This window comes from Psychrobacter sp. AT9, from assembly GCF_047272965.1.
Classification (GTDB): Bacteria; Pseudomonadota; Gammaproteobacteria; order Pseudomonadales; family Moraxellaceae; genus Psychrobacter; species Psychrobacter glaciei.
In genome coordinates this window covers 3,357,127-3,379,572 of sequence record NZ_JBKOTW010000001.1, presented here as the reverse complement: position 1 = coordinate 3,379,572, position 22,446 = coordinate 3,357,127, and the positions used below count along the sequence as shown (strand labels likewise).

20 protein-coding genes are annotated in these 22,446 nt (G+C 44.1%); 5 read left to right on the top strand and 15 right to left on the bottom strand.

Annotated features, from left to right (window positions below; all coding sequences use genetic code 11):
* Positions 1–86 precede the first annotated feature (86 nt).
* The 4 genes from hisB (at position 87) to ACMFL8_RS14110 (ending at position 3,343) form a co-directional block, all read left to right on the top strand.
* Positions 87–752 (top strand): imidazoleglycerol-phosphate dehydratase HisB, encoded by a 666-nt coding sequence (hisB, locus tag ACMFL8_RS14125; protein WP_413191327.1) that lies wholly within the window; start codon positions 87–89, stop codon positions 750–752.
* Positions 752–1,396, top strand: coding sequence for an imidazole glycerol phosphate synthase subunit HisH (gene hisH / locus ACMFL8_RS14120; protein WP_413191326.1), 645 nt, complete (start codon positions 752–754; stop codon positions 1,394–1,396). Before hisB ends, hisH begins: the two co-directional genes overlap by 1 nt.
* 313 nt (positions 1,397–1,709) lie before the next feature.
* Positions 1,710–1,940 carry a hypothetical protein gene (locus ACMFL8_RS14115; protein ID WP_413191325.1) on the top strand — a complete coding sequence of 77 codons (231 nt, stop codon included), beginning with the start codon at positions 1,710–1,712 and terminating at the stop codon, positions 1,938–1,940.
* 500 nt (positions 1,941–2,440) lie between these two features.
* Positions 2,441–3,343 carry a DJ-1/PfpI family protein gene (locus ACMFL8_RS14110; protein ID WP_413191324.1) on the top strand — a complete coding sequence of 301 codons (903 nt, stop codon included), beginning with the start codon at positions 2,441–2,443 and terminating at the stop codon, positions 3,341–3,343.
* Between the two features lie 96 nt (positions 3,344–3,439).
* Here ACMFL8_RS14110 and ACMFL8_RS14105 read toward each other — a convergent pair whose 3' ends face one another.
* Positions 3,440–4,777 carry a valine--pyruvate transaminase gene (locus tag ACMFL8_RS14105; protein ID WP_413191323.1) on the bottom strand — a complete coding sequence of 446 codons (1,338 nt, stop codon included), beginning with the start codon at positions 4,775–4,777 and terminating at the stop codon, positions 3,440–3,442.
* A 389-nt stretch (positions 4,778–5,166) separates the two neighbouring features.
* On the opposite strand from ACMFL8_RS14105, the gene ACMFL8_RS14100 reads away from it, so the two are divergent.
* Positions 5,167–6,219 carry a beta family protein gene (locus tag ACMFL8_RS14100; protein ID WP_413191322.1) on the top strand — a complete coding sequence of 351 codons (1,053 nt, stop codon included), beginning with the start codon at positions 5,167–5,169 and terminating at the stop codon, positions 6,217–6,219.
* Here ACMFL8_RS14100 and ACMFL8_RS14095 read toward each other — a convergent pair.
* The 14 genes from ACMFL8_RS14095 to ACMFL8_RS14030 all read right to left on the bottom strand — a co-directional run bounded on the left by ACMFL8_RS14095 (position 6,182) and on the right by ACMFL8_RS14030 (position 22,141).
* On the bottom strand, positions 6,182–6,769 hold the full coding sequence (locus tag ACMFL8_RS14095; protein ID WP_413191321.1) for a sce7726 family protein: 588 nt from the start codon (positions 6,767–6,769) through the stop codon (positions 6,182–6,184). The genes ACMFL8_RS14100 and ACMFL8_RS14095 overlap by 38 nt on opposite strands.
* Positions 6,770–7,003: 234 nt before the next feature.
* Positions 7,004–9,631 carry an ABC transporter permease gene (locus tag ACMFL8_RS14090; protein WP_413191320.1) on the bottom strand — a complete coding sequence of 876 codons (2,628 nt, stop codon included), beginning with the start codon at positions 9,629–9,631 and terminating at the stop codon, positions 7,004–7,006.
* A 19-nt stretch (positions 9,632–9,650) separates the two neighbouring features.
* The gene (locus ACMFL8_RS14085; RefSeq protein WP_413191319.1) at positions 9,651–10,370 is read right to left on the bottom strand and encodes an ABC transporter ATP-binding protein; all 720 of its coding nucleotides are present in this window, start codon (positions 10,368–10,370) and stop codon (positions 9,651–9,653) included.
* A 151-nt stretch (positions 10,371–10,521) separates the two neighbouring features.
* Entirely contained in the window at positions 10,522–11,373 is an 852-nt protein-coding gene (locus tag ACMFL8_RS14080) for an arylesterase (RefSeq protein ID WP_413191318.1), read from the bottom strand.
* 197 nt (positions 11,374–11,570) lie between these two features.
* The gene (locus ACMFL8_RS14075) at positions 11,571–12,803 is read right to left on the bottom strand and encodes a CynX/NimT family MFS transporter (RefSeq protein ID WP_413191317.1); all 1,233 of its coding nucleotides are present in this window, start codon (positions 12,801–12,803) and stop codon (positions 11,571–11,573) included.
* Positions 12,804–13,376: 573 nt separating this feature from the next.
* The gene (gene nqrM, locus ACMFL8_RS14070; RefSeq protein ID WP_010197291.1) at positions 13,377–13,622 is read right to left on the bottom strand and encodes a (Na+)-NQR maturation NqrM; all 246 of its coding nucleotides are present in this window, start codon (positions 13,620–13,622) and stop codon (positions 13,377–13,379) included.
* Positions 13,623–13,780: 158 nt separating this feature from the next.
* Entirely contained in the window at positions 13,781–14,911 is a 1,131-nt protein-coding gene (locus ACMFL8_RS14065) for an FAD:protein FMN transferase (protein WP_413191316.1), read from the bottom strand.
* Between the two features lie 123 nt (positions 14,912–15,034).
* Positions 15,035–15,835 (bottom strand): SDR family oxidoreductase, encoded by an 801-nt coding sequence (locus tag ACMFL8_RS14060; protein ID WP_413191315.1) that lies wholly within the window; start codon positions 15,833–15,835, stop codon positions 15,035–15,037.
* A 177-nt stretch (positions 15,836–16,012) separates the two neighbouring features.
* Complete coding sequence (gene nqrF, locus ACMFL8_RS14055; RefSeq protein WP_010197298.1) at positions 16,013–17,248, bottom strand: NADH:ubiquinone reductase (Na(+)-transporting) subunit F; 1,236 nt, start codon at positions 17,246–17,248, stop codon at positions 16,013–16,015.
* 123 nt (positions 17,249–17,371) lie between these two features.
* Positions 17,372–17,980, bottom strand: coding sequence for an NADH:ubiquinone reductase (Na(+)-transporting) subunit E (gene nqrE, locus ACMFL8_RS14050; protein ID WP_010197300.1), 609 nt, complete (start codon positions 17,978–17,980; stop codon positions 17,372–17,374).
* The gene (locus ACMFL8_RS14045; protein WP_010197301.1) at positions 17,980–18,651 is read right to left on the bottom strand and encodes an NADH:ubiquinone reductase (Na(+)-transporting) subunit D; all 672 of its coding nucleotides are present in this window, start codon (positions 18,649–18,651) and stop codon (positions 17,980–17,982) included. The genes nqrE and ACMFL8_RS14045 overlap by 1 nt, the downstream gene beginning before the upstream one ends.
* 1 nt (position 18,652) lies before the next feature.
* The gene (locus ACMFL8_RS14040) at positions 18,653–19,567 is read right to left on the bottom strand and encodes a Na(+)-translocating NADH-quinone reductase subunit C (RefSeq protein WP_413191314.1); all 915 of its coding nucleotides are present in this window, start codon (positions 19,565–19,567) and stop codon (positions 18,653–18,655) included.
* A complete protein-coding gene (locus ACMFL8_RS14035; RefSeq protein ID WP_010197303.1) occupies positions 19,548–20,783 on the bottom strand; it encodes an NADH:ubiquinone reductase (Na(+)-transporting) subunit B in 1,236 nt (411 codons plus the stop codon). Before ACMFL8_RS14035 ends, ACMFL8_RS14040 begins: the two co-directional genes overlap by 20 nt.
* A gap of 5 nt (positions 20,784–20,788) precedes the next feature.
* On the bottom strand, positions 20,789–22,141 hold the full coding sequence (locus ACMFL8_RS14030) for a Na(+)-translocating NADH-quinone reductase subunit A (RefSeq protein ID WP_413191313.1): 1,353 nt from the start codon (positions 22,139–22,141) through the stop codon (positions 20,789–20,791).
* Positions 22,142–22,446: the final 305 nt, after the last annotated feature.

Here is a 22,446-nt window from a genome sequence, read left to right as displayed (position 1 = left end):
TCAGGTACTAGCAACAATGAAATAGGCGCTTTTTTGCCCTATTTATTGACCGCTTTTCACTGATAAAAAACTGATAGAGAGTAGCTATGACCGCCAATACAACGACGACCGCTGACACACCTAAGCAAACTGCACCAAAAAACCTAAATCTACATGGTCGCCCTGAACGTATCGCGACCGTTGAACGCATCACTGCTGAAACGCAAATCACTTGTACCGTCAACCTTGATGGTACGGGTCAAGGTACTGTAGATACTGGCGTACCGTTTTTGGATCATATGATTGATCAAATCAAGCGTCACGGTTTGTTTGACTTAGATATCAAATGTAACGGTGATACCTTTATTGATGACCATCATAGCGTGGAAGACACGGGTATTACGCTTGGGCAAGCTTTTAATAAAGCGCTAGGCGACAAAAAAGGTATTCGTCGTTATGGGCACTTTTATGCGCCGCTAGACGAAGCATTGACGCGTGCGGTTGTCGATCTATCAGGTCGTCCAGGTCTGCATATGGACATTCCTTTTACCCGCTCACATGTGGGTCGTTTCGATGTTGATTTGTTTAGTGAGTTCTTTTATGGGTTCGTCAATCACTCATGGATGACGGTGCATTTAGACAATCTAAAAGGCAAAAACAGCCATCACCAAATCGAATCAACCTTCAAAGCCTTTGCTCGTGCGCTACGCATGGCTTGTGAATATGATGAGCGTGCGTTGAATACCTTGCCATCGACCAAAGAGGCATTTTAATGGCTAAAGTGACCAAAATTGCACTACTAGATTATGGTATGGGTAATTTGCATTCCGCCAGTAAAGCATTGTCAGTGGTCGGGGCAGACGTCTCTATCACCAATGACCCAAAAGTCGTCGCTGCGGCAGACAAGATCGTCTTCCCCGGTGTCGGTGCTATGCGTGACTGTATCGCTGGCATGCACGATGCAGGGATTGATGATGTCATACGCCATGCAGTGTTTAACAAGCCCGTTATGGCCATCTGTGTGGGCATGCAGGCATTGTTTGAGCAGTCATCTGAAAATGGCGGTACAGACTGTCTTAGTATCTTGAACGGCACGGTAGAAGCCTTTAACCCTACGTGGAAAGACAAACAAGGTGCTACAATTAAAGTACCACACATGGGCTGGAATACGATCAGTGGTATGAACTTTGAGCATCCATTGTGGACGGGTATCGAGGACAATGCGCACTTTTACTTTGTGCATAGCTACTACTGCGAGCCTGCTGATAGCGCTCAAGTCGCTGCTGTCTGTGATTATGGTCAGCCGTTTTGTGCCAGCGTCATCCAAGACAATTTATTTGCCACCCAGTTCCATCCAGAAAAGAGCCATACCGCTGGCTTGCAACTGCTCAAGAACTTTGTAGAGTGGAATGTGTAAGTAGTTGATAAACGTGAAGTGAATATTTAATTTAGCAGAAGGTAGGTTATCAATTATATAATCTACCTTTTTTATGCTCAGGCATCACTTTTTAGCTGTCATTATTTCGTGATACGCTCAGCTATTCTCTATCTCTTATACACGGAAAAAAATCGTGGATTTTTATATCTTCAAAAATAGTGTCGTGAATGCCACAGGATTGGAAAAAGATGCTTTACATATTTATGTAGGTATCAGCGTTTATCTATTAAGTTTAATCCTGATGCGTCCAATTTTTAAGAGGTACAGCGTTAGGGCATTTATTGCTTTAATTATGGTGACAGCTATCGCCTTATTGGGCGAGTATTTGGATAATCGCCAGACGATTACCGAGCTTGGCCTCTCAGCGATAGGCAGCGCAGAGCTTAAAGCCAGCATTCATGATTTGATCAATACGTGTCTGCTGTCTTACGTACTATATGGTTTTACCGTATGGACAAAGAATTTTCAGTCAGTCAGTAAAGTTAAACCTATGATTAAACGACATCAAAAAACGGACTATTAGAGTCCGTTTTATTGTTTTGCTATTTGAGTTTATGATTGCTTATTTTCTGGCTTCATCATATAACTCGCGTACCACTTCACCAAATCACTTTGATACCATGCTTTTGCGTTTGTTCGTCAAGAACAATACTCCTATAAGAATATTCACACAAATGACTTCTAAAATAGCTTCTGCCCAAGTAGGTAGCTATTGCAGCGGTTGTAATTTGACAGATTAAACACGCTCTCTTTACAAAGCTTACGAAATATAAAAAGTCTTAGCTATTTAACCCTTTCTCAGTTTGTTATCTTAAGATTAAAGAGTAGTGGTATCGGCGTATATTCTAAGCATATTGTCTTTAAATATCGCCTGATTAGGTATAGTCATTCCACTATAAAAGCATTACAGCGTTAACCTCGCTTGAAGTATCACATATACATCTACACTCGGTTGCCTTGTACTACTTTTAAATTGAATCGACTATATCCATCCTCCATAATTAATAATAACTAGGAAAAACTATGAATATCCAAGATTTATTAGACAAGGCGAAAGATACTTTAGGTTTAGAGGCACAAGAAACCGAAGCAGGGATTTTTATTCCTTCTAAATCATCACTGAAACTTGCCGCACCAAGTAAAACTAACTATGACCATACGGAGTATGACGCGCCGTACACTGGTGATAAAAAAATTCTAATGGTCTGCACCGAAGAGCAGTACATGACCATGGAAAATGGTAAAAAATTCGATACCGGCAATCATCCCGTTGAAATGATGGTGCCTTTACTGCATTTTAAGCAAGCAGGTTTTAAGGTAGACGTTTTCACCCCTACAGGTGAGTCTGTGAAAGTTGAACAGTGGGCAATGCCAGACAATGATGACGACGTCAAAAAAATCTATGCTGAATATGAATCAACGCTGAATAACCCAAAAAGTATCGCTAACTTTGTTAAAAACGATATGGCTGATAGTGAAGATTATGCAGCAATCTTTATTCCGGGTGGTCATGGCGCAATGTTAGGTCTGCCCGAAGACCAAAACCTCGGTGAATTGCTACGTTGGGGTCATAATAGAGATTTATTTACTTTAGCTATTTGCCATGGCCCTGCGGCTTTATTAGCGGCTAATCTCGACAGTCCTAATGGGTCGGATAAGTCTGAAAGCGACTTTATCTTTAAAGGCTATAAGATGGTAGCGTTCCCCACTGGTATGGATAAGCAAATGCCAAAGCTCGGTTACCTGCCGGGAACTATGCCTTGGTACTTCGGTGAAAAGTTGGAAGATTTGGGTGTCACGATTAGCAATAAGCTCGCCTCAGGACAGACGCATCAAGATAGAAAGCTGATTTCAGGTGATGGGCCATTAGCCGCTAATGAATTTGGTAAGATCAGTGCTAAGGCTTTGTTAAAAGAGCTTAGCTAAACTGTTCTCATACGGTCATAGCATAAAAAAACGGACTATTAATAAGTCCGTTTTTTTTCGTTTTACTATTTGAATTTATAATTCTAGCAGCTCATCTTATTTCTTAGCTTCATCATACAACTCACGCACCACTTCACCAATTGCTGCAATACCATCAGTCAGCGTCTGCTCGTCAGCGGCGATACTCATACGAATACACTCATGTGCATGCTGATAATCGCTAACGTCAACACCGGGGAAGAAGTACTCGCTTGGCACAATGAGCGTACCTTTTTCTTTTAAAATCTCGTACAGCTCAACCGTGCTAATCGGCAAGTCTTTAAACCATAACCATAAGAAGATGGCGCCTTCAGGCTTATGAATCATCAATGGATAATCACCCAATGCTTCTTTTAACAGCTTAACGGCAAGGGTGGCCTGCTTTTGATAAAACGGCTTAATCTCATTATCAGATAACTGTTTGATACGATCGTTTTCTACCAATGGCGTCGCAATCGCTGCACCAAAACGCGTAGGCGCTAGATTCACCACGGCATTCATCGCGCTGACCGCTTCAATTACCTTCGCATCGGCAACGATAATACCAGTACGCATACCGGGTAGGCCAATTTTAGATAGGCTAAAGCACAGAATCGTATTGTCATCCCACGTCAAATGCGCGTCTGAATAGATGATGTTAGGGAAGGGCATACCGTAGGCATTATCGATGATAAGGGGTATGTTATAACGTTTGGCAATCTCGGCCAAATGCGACATTTCGTCATCGGTCAGCACGTTGCCAGTCGGGTTGGTCGGGCGTGAGCAGCAAATCGCGCCGATACGGCCTTCCTTTAGCGCTGGCAAGTTCTCTAATGCTTCAAAATCGACACGATATTTAAAGAAGCCTTCCTCACCATCATGAGTCACTTCATCGATATGCGGCAATACTGCTGCGAAATGCTGACCTTCGACATGCACATCGCTATAGCCGATATACTCAGGGGTCAATGGCAGTAGAATGGATTTGTCGATAGATTCGCTTGTTTTATCTTGACTGTTTTCATCAGCGAAAGCGCCGCCAAATAAATTAAACAGATAGAAAAACGCATTCTGTGAGCCATTGGTTAGGGCGATGTTTTCTGACGTTAGATTCCAATCATAATGACGGTTAAAGAAGCCAACCAAGGCATCGATAAAGGCTGAGTCACCTTGCGGATTAGAGTAATTCGCCATGCTAATAATCGCGCTACTATTGGCCTCACCTGTATCGTTATCCGTACCTAGCGCTATATACGTCTCTAAAAATAACTCATTGACGGCATCAATTTTGGCAGGGTTGCCACCACCCAGCATGTTGACTGGCTGATCGCTTTTTAGCGCATCGCCCAGATCATCCATCAATTGTGAGATGCCAGTGGGCTGGGTAAATTTTTGACCGAACTTTGAGAATTTCATAAGACTACCATGCTGTTTTGGAGGATGTTGTAAGAAGGAATCTGATTGATAAAAGTTAGGCTAGTATAGCAAATGAGGGCTAGGTAATCCCCCCAATAAATAAGCAAATAGCATGGCTGATATTGGGTTGTATACCTATACGCAATATGAAGCAAAAAAACGCCCTCTATATGAATAGAAGGCATCTTAAGTTTGAGTTTCAGGAGTTGAGGGTTTTGTAGCCAAGATATCGTTTCAATCAGGGCTAAAATTTTTTTTACGAACTATTATTTAGTTTTGACTTGAAAGTTTTTTAATCAAACAAATATAAACAGTGTGGAAACGCTGGAATTTAGTGAAACTAAAAAGTTGCTATATTCATTAAATATCAATTTGAAGGGAATCAAAGCATGAATGATAAGCCATTATTATATACTCCTTTATTGAACTCTAAGCGAGGGGAGTATAATGCTCTCTGTGATTTAAGTAATAATATAAAACAGTATGTTAAACCGATAATCATACTAACTAAAGAAAAAACTATCGCGAGAGGAGAGAGTCTTGCAAAGACAATCAAGTCTAAATGGGGTAGTAATCCTATATATATTGATTTAGACCAAGCCGATAATGTTAGTATTCAAGGAATGAATTACGTAGACTTTATATTGAATGAACTTGATATTAATAGTGTTGATTATTCACCTGTGATAAATATTCTTCATCCCAACCAAAGAATTATTAGGCACATTGTTCAAAATGGGTTAAGCAGTTGTATAAGGGTCGACATTAGTACCTTTGACAACAGTACAGTCATAAAGTTACAAAATTTATTGAGTGAACTGTTAGAAGGTAATACATGCATTGATGTGCTTCTCGACTTTAAATCAGATATTAAATCCAGTTCTAGCTCTCACGCTCATTATATTTCTACTTATTACAATACTATTAGTAGTAATTTTGGAAATCAGATTCATAGATTTATCATAGCTGGCTCTTCTACTCCTGAAGAGTTTATAAGAGCAGATTATAATCCTTATGGTTTGAAACAGCGAATTCATTGGCTAGGATTTTGTGATTTTTTAAATTCACTATCAATAGACACTAAAGCCATAGTTTTCGCTGACTACTCTATAACTTATCCAGGTGAAGGCGAGCCTATAACCTATGTAAACCCTAATGCTAAAATTAGATATACCTTAGCAAATGATTATATGTATGCCGTTGGACATCCAGTTCATACACATGTTGATGGCTACGGTCAGTTTCACGATATATCACAAATTATAATTAATACGCCCCATTTTTTAGGTGCTAACTATTCTTGGGGTGATAAGTATTTATACGACTGTGCCCAAAAATTAGTAAATTGTGGAAATATGGAGACTTGGGTGAAAGTTGGACATAACCATCACATAACGTATGCCACTAAACAGAACGCCAGTCGTCACGGGATTTCAATATAGTTCTTATATGATTTCTCAGTTCATCATGTGAAAAGCTATCTACCACTAGCTGGTAGATTTCTTGTTTTTTTAGTTTCTTAATACGCCAATCTACTAATATACGTTGTGACAAAAGTTCAAGCACTTCATCTTTCCATGCTAGTTTAATCAGCTCTAAAGGCTCAATGGATTTGTTTCTCTTAGTTCGGCGTTCTGTTTTTAAGGTAATCCCCCCTCTACTACCCTGAGTAGCTATTTTTACTCCCCACCAGTCTGGAATTAGTTGGATTGCCTTATCGGCATGAGTAGAGCCGACAACTAAAGTAACTTTATCCATCACGGCTGAATAGGCTTCAACTTGTCTAGGTAGTCTCAACAAGTTATCTGAATCGCTCTTTAGTTCGTAACCATGTATCTCTCCATTAATAACCGCGATATCGATACGGCTTCTACCAAAATTTAGTCCTAATTCTTCTATGACTAATGTAGTAGGGTCATGAATATGGTTTCTGATAACATTCTTTTTTACAACCTGACGTATATCTTTATCAAGCATTTTTTCGATAGCCATTTGAATTACCCTTAAAGATACTCAAAAATTTTGAAGCAATGCATACATTACCATAAATAATACTTTTATCGCTATCAAGTAAAAACATATTGCTTTGCTTGGTTTTATGTTTTTAACTCATCAAATACAACGTAAGTTGAACGCGAAGTTTAGCCTTGATAGCAGTAATTATTCTGATGAAATAGACAATTTTTATCTCTAGATTTTAGAATGGTTACATAGGTAAGAAACGCGCTAAACCATCGCCCTAACTCTCGCCATAATCCCGCGTCCAATAACCAATCGCACATAAATAATAGCAATGGCAAACAGCAATACGATTAATGCCGCACCGCCAATCGCCAAGCTCGTCCACGGCACACTAAATTGTAGATTAAACCATTGTGTGATGGCCGCCCATGCGCCAACACTGGCGATAACAACGGCAAATGTTGCCGCGCTAATACCAAGCACACCCAGCTCTAGGATATTGAGCATATACAAGTCACGCTTTTGCATACCGAGCAGTCTAAATGATGCGCTGTCCTTCATGCGATCTTGTGAGGTAGACAGCAGCGAGCTGATCAGCACCATGACGCCAGTGAGTAGGGCAAGCAAGGTAAACACATAGACCAAACGGCTCATTTGTACTACCAGCTCTTGGATTTGCTTCGCGATAGCAGTGCCATCGATCGTGGTGACAGCAGGGAACTCGCGTACCAGTTTGCCTTGTAGTTCTGGAATGGCACTCTCTGACACGTGCGCAGTAGCAAACTGAATCTGTGGGGCAGCGGACAGCACGGATGGCTCAAACAAGAAGTAAAAATACGGGCTGGGGCCACGCTCATAGCGTGTACGAATACTGGTGATTTGCCCGACGATCTCGATACCCTGAATGTTAAAGCGCACCTGATCGCCCATACCGACATTGAGCATACTGGCAGCGGTGTCCAATATAGACAAGGGTTTGACTTGTTCATTTGTCGCATCGATAGGGGTATATAGCGCATCATCTGTGAGTGACTCAGTGATGTATTCGGTCTCCATGACCGTATCTGCGTAGCTCAAGTTAAAGACACGCGTGGGATCATCAAACCCATCTGCAGGCACGATATCTTTTGCCACCACATCATTGGCCGTCTCCACACGCGCACGAATGACCGGATAATAAGTGACGGGCGCCTCAATGATCGCATCAATATCGTCGTGTTGATCGCTCTGCACATCGAGCAAAAACAGATTAGGCGCGTCTTCAGGATAGGCATTGATAAACTGCGCATTGATACTGTGATTGAGCGTGGTGATAAGCGTCAGCACTGCCACCGATAGTGATAAGGTGACAAAGAACAACGCTGATTGGTTGCCTTTACGCGCAAGGTTATGGATAGCGATACGCTGCATCCAACTGATCTTGGTTTTCGTCGCCAACTTGTTAAGCAGCCAGAGCCACCCACGAGCCAGTAACCAAAATATCGCCACTAGAGCAATCAAGCCGCCCAATAGCTGTGCGCCTAATGACAGTGAGCCAACTTCATAAGCAAAGAAAGCATACAGCCCTGCCAGCATCAGCCCATACCATAGTAATGGCACGCGTCGATACCAAGGCAGATTTTGCGTCTGCGTGCTCGCACCTTGACTAAGTAGGGTCGCGGGCTTGGTGGTGCTCAGCGTACTCAAACCACGCTGAGCGATCAGTAGTGTCAGGACTAAGGCAATCACAATGGTCTTGATGGCGCTGATTGGATTGATGGCTAGACCAACGTCAGCAGGCAAGATGGCCACCATATACGGCTGACCGATTTTGAGTAAGCCCAAACTAAGAGCAACCGCTGCGATACAAGCGATGGCGGTCGTGATAATGAGCAACTGATAGTAGCTAAGTTTGAGTGACCCAAGCGGCTCGCCCAGCGCCAAACGAATGGCATTATTAGACTGCTGCTTACTGACAAACGCGCTAATGACGCCATACATGGCGACCGCAGATAGTAGTAATACCGCGATGACCAGTAGTTTTAAAAACATCAGGACATTGTCAGAGATACGCGAGACCGAAGTGTCTGCGGACTCTGCGTCAGATAGCTCGATATCTGGATAATTGGTCAGGATATCTGTGAGCTTGTCACGCTGCGTGGTTATCAGCTCTGGATCGCCTGCCATCTCAATGCGGTAGTTTATTCGGCTGCGTTGACCCAATAGGTTGGTCGCTGCAAGCGAGTCTTGATGCATTAAGACACGACCACCGAACCCAAATGTGGTCAGCGGTCTATCAGGTTCTTTCGTCAGTACATCACCGATCGTGAATTGCGCATCGCCAATGGTGATACGGTCACCGACATTGGCCTGTAGACTACTGAGCACTTCTGGCGCGACGATGACACTGTCAGACGTCAGCTGCTCCCACAGCGGTTTTCCTGAGGCAAGCTCCGCTGTACCGTATAAGGGATACGACGGCGATACCGCTTTGACGCTGGCAAGCAAGGTTTGTTCATCATTGACCAGCATGGCGCTAAACTGATAGTCATACACCGTCTGGGTATCAGCGATAGTTTCTACCTGTGTCAATACTTCGCTGGGCCAGTCTTGTTTACTGTTTAGAATTAAATCCCCACCAACGAGCGCGCGCTGATTGTCATTGATGTAGCTATCGACAGACTGCTGTACAGAATCGAGGGTCAAATAAGTTGCAAGCGATAGAGTTAGCGTCAGTAGAAACAACACAGGATATACCCAGCGCTGCCACCAGCTGCGGCTGAGTGCTTGTGAGCCTAGTGTTTGAAAACCTAGGGTACGGGTAAATAATTGACTAAGGATGCCGCTAGGATAACTGGACTCTTGACGCATACTGGTATCGGTCGATTTATTGTCTGTGGGCTTACTATTCATTAAGATACAATCCAGTTATTCATGTAGGTACAATGTGGCCGTCATGCATGGTGATGACGCGATCTGCCATCTCGGCAAGCGCAGGATCATGGGTCACGACCACCAGTGCCGAACCGACTTGCTGTCTTAAGTCCAATAACAGTTGCATGACTTGATCGGCATTTTGCTCATCTAAATTACCTGTAGGTTCATCCGCAAACACAATCTTTGGGTGCGATACCAGTGCTCGTGCCACCGCTGTACGTTGCTGCTCACCACCAGATAGTTGGTTGGGTAAGCTGTTACGTCTATGACCTAAGTCGACCGCATCTATCAGTTCGTCTACTCTCGCTTGATTTGGACGCCTTGCAATATCGAGTGGAAAGGCAATATTTTCGGCGACGGTCAGTGTTGGCAGTAGATGAAATGATTGAAAGACAAAGCCCATATCCTGCTGACGAATGACCGCCAGTGCATCTTCGTCAAGACTGCTAAGCATTTGACCTGCCAGCGACACCGTACCGCTATCGGGATAGTCTAATGCTGCGAGTAACCCTAGCAGAGTAGATTTACCCGAGCCTGATTTGCCCATGATGACCACGAACTCACCAGCATTGACATACATATCTACGTCTTTAATGATGGATAACTTTTGCTCACCGACTTGCACAGTTTTATTGAGTTTATTAGCGGTGAGTAGGGCTTCTTTTTTAGAATCTGCTTGTGGCATTGATGCGGCCATCGAAGGTGATGATGTCATTACATGGTCTCATTTGTCGTATTTTTTGTCATATAGTCAGGTCAATATGAAAAGAGTCAGCGTGACTGATATAAATTTTTTGTCGCCTCTGTCTGCACAGCAAGCAAGAAAAATTTGTACCAGTCACGCCTCATAATGTCGTATATCTATTTTATTTCGTATCGACTATATCGTTTTGAACCGTCTCAGTTGTACTGTCTGCATTGGCTGTTTTTAGTGCTTCCAGTTTGGGCGCTAAGATAGGCAAAATATTGTCATTGACGATAATTTTGTAGCCATCTTTAGTCGGATGAATCGCATCCGCTTGATTGAGCTCAGGATCACCGCCGACACCCTCTAAGAAAAATGGAATAAGCGTCAGGTTCATATCTTTAGCAATACGAGGATAAATGGCTGAAAACGAGGCGACGTAGTCACTGCCTAGGTTGTCATAGATCGACATGCCGCCCAAGATGACGACACTGCCATTGTCTTGTAAGTGCTTTACAGCAGTACGAATGTTGGCTTCAATTGTCGCCACATCGATACCACGTATGGCGTCGTTAGCACCGATAGTCAATATCGTAATATCTGGTTTGGTTTGCGATACCCAGTCCAATCGATTGACCAACCCTGTACTGGTTTCACCGCTCAATCCTGAGTTGATCACCTTAGCGTTATCGTAACCCATCGCTTGCAGACGATCTTCTAACTGAGCAGGGTAATTGTCATTTTTATCCACCCCAAGACCTTCCGTCAGGGAGTCGCCAAGGGCTAAAATAGTCAACGATGACGAATTGACTTGTTGCGCGGCAGCACTAGCACTTGTGGTTCCTTCAACTGCTACAGGCGCATTTATAGTTGCCGTTTCAGTGGTTTGTGGCTCGTTAGTCGTTTCTGTGTCAGGAGATTTTTGACAGCCACTTAGCATCAAGCCTACTGTCAATATGCCGATACTCATCTTGTAAATAGTTGTGCTATAAACAGGTCGTTTAAGTAGGTCGAAGTTGTTATTTTTCATCATAGATACATCTCTTAATCAATCGAACCAGTGTAGCAAAATAAGAGGATAATCAATATTAGCTTAAAGTTACGGCAAGTATAGTCAAGGAATTTTAGAATCGCTACAAGGCGACCGACCGCAGATAGTACACTGAGTACATCTAGGCCGGGTAACACCGTATCGGTTTAAAAGTACTCTGACTATAGATTCATTCTATCTTAAAGTTTCTTGCCATCAACCATCGCTGGGCGACTCACCAGCCAAGCAATCACAACGTTGATAATCATCAAAATGAGCATGATGAATAGCGGCAAATCCCAGCTGCCAGTCGCCTCATGTAGCCAGCCTGTCCCTAGTGGACCAAAAAACGCAATCAAATAACCGACGAATTGCGCCATACCAGACAGCTCACTAGATTGGTTGGTCGTATAAGTACGTAACGAGAACAGCATCATACTCAACGTAAAAATAGCGGAGCAGCCAATACCCATCAGGCCTGACCACAGCCAAGCGAGTTCAGTAGATAAATAACTGATACCTAAAATACCAATGACATTTAACACCGCTGCAAACACCGCCAGAGCCTGAATAGGGCGGCCACGGTTTACCAGCCATGTTAGGCTTAAGATAGCGATCGGTGCCATAAACTGGAACACCGAAGCCATTTGTCCTGCTTGGACTGCGGATAGCCCTTTATTTACCCAAATAGACGGCAAGAAACTGGCAACGGTATAAAATAATAGTGACTGCAACCCCATAAAGACCGCAATCTGCCAAGCAAAAGGGGTGCGCCACATGGATATTTCTGAATACTCGGACGTAGGTAGCACAATCGTTTGATGACTAGACGAGCCTAGACGCAAGCGTAAAAATATCCAAATAATGATGGCAAAAATACCCAATAGCGACCATCCACCCAGTGCCCATTGCCAGCCCACTTGTTCAGATAATGGCAGTACCATTCCTGCGACGATACCTGCCGTTACCGTCATCGTTAGACTAAATAGCCCTGTTATCAATGGAATATGTTTGGGCGTGCGCTGTTTGATAACAGGAGCAGCTAAGGTATTTGCAAAACCGATAGCCAAGGTCAGCAATAATGTACCAACTAAAAACCCAGACCAAGTCGGGATAACGGTACGGACAATCATTCCTACCGTTAATAACCCAATCATCGCAACGAGCGTATTCTCAAGCCCGAAACGCTTACCAATGGATGGCGCGATAAGTGCGCCCATCGCAAAGCTCAGCATGGGCACTGCCCCTAGCCAACCAATCTGCGTCTCAGAAATATTGAGCGCCTCTTGCACCACTGGCGCAATGGAGCCAAGAGCAACGATCGGTGCACGCATATTGGTGGCGAGCAAAATCATGGCACATAAGACGAGCCAAAAAGTAAAGCGTGAGGAGGGTAGGTTGGATGAAGAGGATAGATTGGATGAGGTAGACATAGCAGCACAACGATGACAATGAAAAAGAACACGTTATAAAACAGCGCCGAAACATCGTCGCTTGTAAAATAACACCAAAGAGCATTTATCCAGACACGTACCTAGACGGCAATCGACAGCATAAATCAGAATGAGAGATCGTTGTATAGTCAGGTCAATAAAAAAAAGAGACAGCGTGACTGATATAAATTTTTCGTAGCCTCTGTCTGCGTAGGCACAGCAAGAAAAGTTTGTGCCAGTCACGCATCATAATGTCGTGTACCTATTTTATTTAGTATCGACTATAGAGCGTAAAACATACGAGTTTTCTAGACTGACTTTGCTAAATCGGCAGGCAGGTTAATAAGTTGTATGTATAGTTGCTTCGAAACTTTATTTGAGACTTTATTTGAGACATTGTTTTGAAGCGTTACTTCGAGTTGCTGCTTTAGAACAGTGATAATAAAGGATGGCGATAATAAAAGATGGCATCGCACAATAAAAATAGCGCCAAGTCGATTTTAAAGGACTTGACGCTATTATAAGAATAGAGGCGGCACAAATACTACCAGCGTATAGTAACAAACATGGCTGTTAGACTGATTTGCCTAATTGAGCCGCTCTGAGCGCGTTTTCTTGGTGCTCTGCGATGATTGAGTCGCATTTATTGGGATCATTGCCACAAAACGAGCAATTTTCATCACCCATCAGTTTAGCAACACCGCCGCAAGATCCTCTAAGCGGCTTTTTTTTGACCATATAACCGATGCCCATAAACAGAAAGAACAGGACGAATACGGTAAAGGTAATAGCAAGCATGGGAAGCAATTGGCTAAGCATAGAGGAGACCTCGTTTTAAAAATGGGGCAGTTATCCATAGGGATAACCTATTAATAGTATAGCAAATTTTTACGCCGCTCGTTGATGCTTATGGTGTGCTTTACAGCATCACACTAGGGCGTGTCCTCATTTTTAAAATGAGGACACGCCCTAGAAATTTACGGTTGTTTATCTGCTCGCAAGTTTTTCATTGCCGATGTTTGTACTATTTGCCAATCATCAATACTGTCCAAAGAATCACTGGGTTTGATACCATCAGCTAATACAACAAACAGTGCGGCTAGATTTTGTTCGTTAGCGACTTTCAGTGCCTTTTTATAAGGCATGGCAGTCAGTGCTGTTGCCCATGCATCTGCCAATGCAACCGAGTCTGCAGCAACCGTAACCGAAGGAGCGCCACCCACGATAGGCTCGCCAGTGGTGGGGTCGATCGTGTGACTATAGTGCTTACCATCAAAGACGATCGAGTTGCGATAGTTGCCAGACGTCGCTAGATGCATTTGAGTGGTAGTGTTTATAGGTTGACGAATGGCGGATATCGTTTGGCGTTCGCTGACGGTGCTGCCTTCAATAGGGGCATCAATCGCAATTTGCCACGGTTGCTGCTGGTTATTCACGCCAGAGGTCGCAATTTCGCCGCCGATCTCAACCATATAATTACGAATCTGATAATCGTCTCTAAGCACATCAGCGATGACATCGACCCCATAACCCTTGGCAACGGCAGAAAAATCTAGACCAACACCATCTTTGCTTTTATAGATCGATTTATCTTTTTTTATGATGCTTTCAAAGTCTACCAATGCTTTTGCTTGGGCAATCTCAAGTGCTGTTGGCGGACTTTGTAGACGCTCGACGGTCATAGTGCTGCCGAATCCCCACGTATCGACCAATGGCATGACAGTAGGATCAAAAGCACCGCCAGATTGTTCATAAACGACACGTGAGACATTGAGCACGCGACTAAAATCAGCATCGATAATAATAGGGATATCTCTACCCAATTGATTAAACTTAGATATCGTTGAATCACTCTGGTAAGTCGACATGCTGTCATTAATCTGCTGCAAACGATTATCAATCGCTGCTTGTATGTCAGCTTCATCTGCATCATCGGGCAGTTGATAGCTAATATGATAGCTTGTGCCCATCGTCTCACCACTCAGATAATTATAGTCTGGTGTTTGCTGGCAGGCACTAATAATTAAAGTGCCGACAAGACCAATGATGCCAAATAGGGCAAGATTCATAGTTTTTTTAGAAGATGAGCTGTATTTGGTATTATTCATAATATTTTCGGTATGGCGCAAAAATGAGTAGGGTGTAAAACAAGCCATGCTTATTTTACACCCCTTGAGCCCAAAAATACCAATGAAGGCACTATTCAATGACAATTCGTTCGGTTGAGCAGCTTATTTTACTTGTGACTCACGGATAAGTTTATAGAGTTTTGGCGGTGATACTCGATTGACCCTAGTGGCCAGTTTTTCTTGTTTGCCACCAACGATGATGTATTCTTTATTATTACCAAGCGCCTTCACGACCTGTTTAGCAAACTCAGTCGCGCTCAGTCCTTTACTGGTCGCCTCATCCATCGTGCCTTGCGCGCTACCATCTCCTGTCAGCGCGTTAATAGAAACGTTGGTTTGGATAAATCCTGGAAATATCGTCGCAACTTCTATGCCTTGGTCATGCAATTCCGCACGCAAACTGTTCGCCCACATATGCAAGGCGGCTTTGGCTGCCCCATAAGCGCCGCGATATTGCGTACCGAGTAAGCCTGCGACACTTGATATCATCACGATTTTGCCGCCGCCTTGCGCGATCATGTCAGGCAACACCAATCTGGTCAGACGGGTTTGCGCAAAGTAATCTATCTCCATAATTTGCCGTTCGACATCTTCACTGGTTTCCATAATGAGCGAGCGTTGACTGACACCAGCATTATTAATCAGCCAGTCGATTTTTCCTGTCTGTGCGATAGCAGCGTCATAGGCTTCTTTCGCTTGCTCGGCATCACTAATATCAAAAGGCACGATGATGTGTTTTTTGCTGTGCTTGCAGCTTTTTTTGACCGCTGCTAATTTTGCCTCATTACGACCACTCAAAATAATCCGAGCACCGCGTTTGGCAAAAGCAATGGCTAAGGCTTCGCCAATACCGCTAGAAGCACCGGTTATCCAAATGGTTAGTTCTTTCACTTTGGTTTTCATAAGAATCCTTTCTTAAAGCAATAAATAATCAATCATATAGGAGAGCGTAGGCAATCTGCTATTTAGATTTGTAGTCTTATTATTTGAACTTGGCACTTAATCGAGGCCAAAAAAAGAGCCTCAATTGAGACTCTCTTTTATAGTATTAATTTAATCGTATTTGTCTAACCAGTCGGCTTAACCACCAAAGTCATCAAGCATGATGTTTTCGTCTTCAACACCAAGGCTATGTAACATGTCGATTACCGCCGCGTTCATCATCGGTGGCCCGCACATGTAGTATTCACAGTCTTCTGGATTTGGATGATCTTTTAGATACTCTTCTAGTAAGACGTTATGGATAAAGCCGGTATAGCCATCCCAATTGTCTTCAGGAAGTGGATCAGATAGGGCAACATGCCACTCAAAGTTTGCAAACTCTGCTTCTAGTTGATCATAGTCTTCAACATAGAACATCTCACGAATTGAGCGCGCACCGTACCAAAAGCTAATCTTACGATCAGAGTTCAAGCGTTTTAGCTGATCAAAAATGTGCGAGCGCATTGGTGCCATGCCTGCACCACCACCGACGAAAATCATCTCAGTTTCGGTATCTTTGGCAAAGAACTCACCATAAGGACCTGAAACCGTTACTTTATCGCCAGGCTTTAAGCTAAATGTCCAAGAAGACATCTTACCTGGTGGGATACCGTCAGGACCACGTGGCGGTGGACTAGCGATACGAATATTAAACTTAATCAGGCCTTTTTCTTCAGGATAGTTGGCCATTGAATAAGCACGAATAACTGGCTCATCAACTTTTGAGACATAGTTGAAAATGCCAAATTTTTCCCAGTCTTCTCTATATTCTTCAGCCACATCGAAGTCTTTATAATGTACTTCATGCGGTGGCGCTTCTAGCTGTACATAACCACCAGCGCGGAAGTTAACTTCTTCGCCTTCTGGAATTTTGAGTACCAGCTCTTTAATAAAGGTAGCAACGTTATCGTTAGAGACAACCTCGCATTCCCATTTTTGTACATCAAAGAATTCAGGATCGATCTCGATTTTCATGTCTTGCTTAACAGCTACCTGACAAGCTAAGCGCATGTGATTGCGGATTTCGCCTTGAGTAAAATAGCCTTCTTCAGTCGGCAAGATAGAACCGCCGCCTTCAATAACGCGGCAACGACACTGCGCACAAGTACCACCGCCACCACAGGCTGAAGATAAGAAAATACCTTCGCTCGCCAGTGTTTGCAGCAGTTTACCACCCGCGGGTGTCACGACGTCATTATCGGGATTATCATTGATATGGATGGTAACATCGCCTGAACTGACCAGTCTTGAGCGTGCCGCCAAAATAATGGCGACAAGGCCCATGATGATCAAGGTAAACATAGCAACGCCACCAATCGCCGTAGCGTAATCCATGGTAGGTATCCTTAATCTATGGAGTAGGGGTGCGAAAGAACGTCATTGCGTTTTTCCTGAACCCCTACCGAATAAATGAATTAAATAGGTCAAATCGCTAAATAAGGTTTTAAGCTTAGCGGTCTAGATTGACATACCGCCGAAAGACATAAAGCCAAGTGACATCAGACCAACTGTGATAAAGGTAATACCAAGACCACGCAGCGGTGCTGGAATGTCTGAGTATTTTAGCTTTTCACGGATACCGGCCAATGCGGTAATCGCCAATGCCCAACCGAAACCTGCGCCTACGCCATATACCATCGATTCGCCAAAGTTATAGTCACGCTCAACCATAAATAGTACACCACCTAAGATGGCACAGTTGACAGTGATGAGCGGTAAGAATACCCCAAGGGCGTTATACAGACTCGGAACGAACTTATCCAAGAACATCTCTAGAATCTGTACGGTCGCAGCAATTAGACCAATATAACTGAGCAAGCCCAAAAAGCTTAAGTCAATATCTGGAAAACCTGCCCATGCCAGCGCACCGTCTTTTAGGATGAACTGAAATAGTAAGTTGTTTAATGGCACAGTGATGGCCATTACGACAACAACTGCAACACCTAAGCCGATAGCGGTTGAAACTTTCTTTGATACTGCCAAGAAAGTACACATACCTAGGAAGTAGGCAAGCGCCATATTCTCAATAAAGACTGAGGTTATAAATAAACTAACATAATGTCCCATTAGTGACCGCCTCCATGTGCCATGCCTTTAGACTGCGGCTTCATTACAAACTCGGCTTCTTCAACCTGCTCTGGTTTCCAAATACGAACAATGGCAATGAATAATCCAATGATAAAGAATGCTGACGGTGGCAACAGTAATAGACCGTTTGGAATATACCAACCGCCATCAGTGACAGGCTGTAGGATAGTGATACCAAACCATGTACCTGAGCCAAGAAGCTCACGGATGGTCGCGACAAACAACAGTACCGCAGAGTAACCAAGACCATTACCAATACCATCTAAAAAGCTGGGTACGGGTGGATTGCTCATCGCAAATGCTTCAGCACGGCCCATCACGATACAGTTGGTGATAATCAGACCAACGAAAACTGACAAGCCCTTGCTGACATCATAAGCGACGGCTTTTAGCACCTGATCGACCAAGATAACCAGTGAGGCAATGATGGTCATCTGTACAATAATACGAATACTTGATGGGATTTGCTTACGAATAATAGAGATAAAGAAGCTCGAAAACGCCGTTACCAGTGTCAACGCCACACACATCACCAACGCATTGGCCATGCTGGTCGTCACCGCCAATGCCGAACAGATACCTAAGATCTGTAGGGCAATGGGGTTATTATCAAAGATAGGCGAGGTTAAAATACTTTTAGTGTCAGCCATGTTATGCCTCCTTGCCGTTTGCTACTGGTAGAGTCGCTGCCAGTTCGGTTGTCGGTTGAGCGCTCTTATTGTCTGGTTGTGTCGACTGGCTCGCTTGGGCATCAACGCTATCAAGCGTTTGACCGTTCTGTTCACGTAGCAAATCTAGGTAAGGCTTATAACCTTGCTCACCTAACCAAAACTGAATCATGTTGCTCACACCGCGACTGGTTAGCGTCGCACCGCTGATACCATCAACCCAGTTGTCTTTTGGATTGCCTGCTTTGGTCACACCCGTTGCCACGTCACCGTTTTCGTCATATGAGTGGATACCAGTCCACATCGCGCGCCATTTTGGCTCTTCGATGCGAGCGCCAAGACCTGGGGTTTCTTTATGCTCATAAAAGCTGATACCTTTGATGGTATTCATGTCACTTTCGAGCGTTAAGAAACCATAAATCGTACCCCATAGGCCATAGCCTTGAATCGGCAGTACAACCATCTCAGGCTTACCCGCGTCATCGTTTTTGACATAGACTTTGGCGTATTTAGGTTTACGACCAATACTGGCTGGATCGTTATCACCTAGGTCATCGCTTAGTGCTTTGTTTTTGGTGGCTTGGCTGGCGTCATAAGCGTTACGATCAGGGATGCCTGCCGCTTTTAGTGCGGCGTCATCTACATAATTGCCTTTATTCAAATCAATGATTTTTACTTCAAAATCTTTGAATCGCTCAGCAACGTCGTCAGCAGTATCAGATTCAGCATCATACATATCGGCTGCGACTAAAATGTTTTTGTTGCGGTCTAAGCGCGCATTTTCGACTTGCGCTGGTTTTAGACCCACCGCGACTGCTGAGACCAATACGGAACACACCAAACATAGCGTCAACGCTACGCTGATGGTTTTCGCGTTGTTACTTTTGGGCTTGGACATAGCGAACCCTCCGAGCGGTTTGGCGTTTGATGTTTGCTTGAGTCACAAAATAATCAAACAATGGAGCAAATAAGTTGGCAAATAGAATGGCCAGCATGATGCCTTCTGGGAAAGCTGGGTTAATGACACGAATCAATACCGTCATAAAACCAATCAAAATACCATAAGCCCAGCGGCCTTTATTGGTATGCGCAGCTGAGACAGGATCGGTCGCCATAAAGACTGCACCGAATGCAAAGCCACCAATGACTAGATGCCAGTAAAAAGGCAAGCTCATCATCATATTGTCTTTAGAGCCAATCATATTGAATACAAGAGACGTAGCAATCAGCCCGACCACACAACCTGCCATGATGCGCCATGAGGCAATACGCGTCCATAGTAGAACTGCGGCACCCATTAGGATAGCCAGCGTCGATACTTCACCGATACTGCCTTGCATGTTGCCTAAGAACGCATCACTCCAAGTGATTGCATTACCATAGACATCGACGAAATCCTGAGGTACTACACCAAGTGCCGCTAGGCCAAGTGGTGTCGCTCCTGAGAAGCCATCAACTGCTGTCCATACTGAGTCGCCTGACATGTAAGCAGGATACGCAAAGTATAGGAACGCACGACCCGATAGGGCAGGGTTCAAGAAGTTTTTGCCCGTACCACCGAATACTTCTTTTGCCACGACCACACCAAAGATAATACCTAGGGCTACTTGCCATAAAGGAATATCTGGTGGTAGACATAGTGCAAATAGTACCGAGGTCACAAAGAAGCCTTCATTGACTTCATGCCCGCGCACGACGGCAAAGATAATCTCACAGAGAATACCAACACCAAAGGTCACAAGGTAGATTGGCAAAAACTGCATCGCACCATAGACAAAACTTGCCCAGATACTGTCTGGGTTATAGCCTGCCATGCTGGTAATAATGGTACGCCAGCCTTCAGGTTGTAAGCCAAGCTGAGTGATAGCAGTTAGTGCTTGATGACCGATGTTGTACATACCCCAAAACATTGCTGGGAAAGTACATAGCCATACGGTAATCATAATGCGTTTTAGATCAATACCGTCGCGCACGTGTGAGGATGCGTATGCCGTTGAGCTTGGTTGACGCAAAAAAGTATCAAACATCTCAAAGATGGCATAGTATTTTTCATGTTTGCCACCTTTGGTGAAAGACGGCTCCATACGATCGAACATATTGTGTAAAAATTTCATCGTGGTTAGCCCTCCAGTTCAATGCGCGTCAAGTTATCACGCAAAATATCACCGAATTCATATTTGCCAGGAGAAACGAAGGTGCATAATGCTAAATCTTCTTCGTCCAATTCAAGTACGCCCAAGTCTACTGCCGTGATAATGTCTTCAACGATTAACGCGCGCAATAGTTGCGTTGGCAGATAGTCTTGTGGCATGACCTCTTCGTAAACCCCGATAGGCACCATCGCTCGCGGTGAGCCGTTACTCGTGGTGGTAAAGTTATACTTTTTGCCACCAAAAAACTGCGAAATATAGATAGGCAGTTTTGAGAAACGGTTTGCACCTGGACTAAAGAAGTGAAATGCTGGACGCTCATGACCTTCAGGTAAAGCGCTGATCTGGTCATGGAAACGACCAACATAGGCACTATTCGAGAATGACTGGCGACCCGATAGCACTGAACCTGAAATAATACGGTTCTCGCCATCGATCAGCTGACCTTTCGTCAAGGCTGTGATATCAGCACCACGTTCAGTTGCGATTAGGTGCGGATTTTTGACCGCAGGGCCTGCTAAGCTAAGCATACGACGTGTATATAAGCGACCAGTGGTAAATAATTTACCAATCGCAATCACGTCTTGATAGCCAATCGTCCAGACGCTCACGCCGCGCATAATTGGATGCAAGAAGTGAATGTGCGTGCCAGCCAGACCTGCTGGATGTTTGCCCGCAAAGCTATGATACTCAGTGACATTATTAGCCGCGGTTTTCGCAACTGGCGTCAACTGGGCATCACCATGATGGCAGACAAAGGTCTTTGGGCTGAGCGTCGATAGTACCGCAAGTCCGTCATTGAATGCTTGCAGTTGCTCATTAATCAGCAGCATCGGGTCAAACGCTAATGGATTGGTATCCATCGCGGTGACAAAGATGGCATGCGGACGAGCACCGATTTCGGGAGCGCGGCTATAGGGACGCGTACGAAACGCCGTCCATTCGCCAGAGGCGAGCAGTTGGGTTTCAACGGTTTCTGAGTCTAGGTCAGCCAGTTGCTGGGAGTCATAGCGCTGAAAGTCTATTTCCTCACCATTGGGATCGACCGCAATGACAAGACTCTCGAACACACGACGCTCACCGCGTTTGATCGCGATAACTTTACCCGCAGCAGGTGCCGTATAGATAACGCCAACCCGCTTTTTATCTTCAAAAACGGGCTGACCTTTTGCTACGGTGTCACCTTCTTTGACATTCATTGTGGGCTTCATACCCACATAATCATAGCCAACGAGTGCCACATGGGCAGGTCTGTGCTCAGATATCTCGCGGGAGGGTTCACCAGTGATGGGCAAATCCAAACCTTTTTTGATGGTAATCATAAGCGAAAACTTAGTCCATAGTCTAAAACGATACCAGACGTCCTGTTTGGTATATCGGTAGCATGAACATCTGCGTCATTTAATAAAGCCCTCATGTATCTCTTCCCATAGCAAGGCGAAGACAAAGTGCTTAAATATAACGCTTGATCATAACTACTAGTAAGAGTATTAACGCTGACCTTAGACTCCTTAACAACACGTTAATGTCTTATTCGAATTACCAAAGTGGCGACTGGCTACCAAGGTGTATGGCAAAATCATCCAATCAAAGTCTATTGTCAAAGCTGGTTGCTAAAAGCAATTGC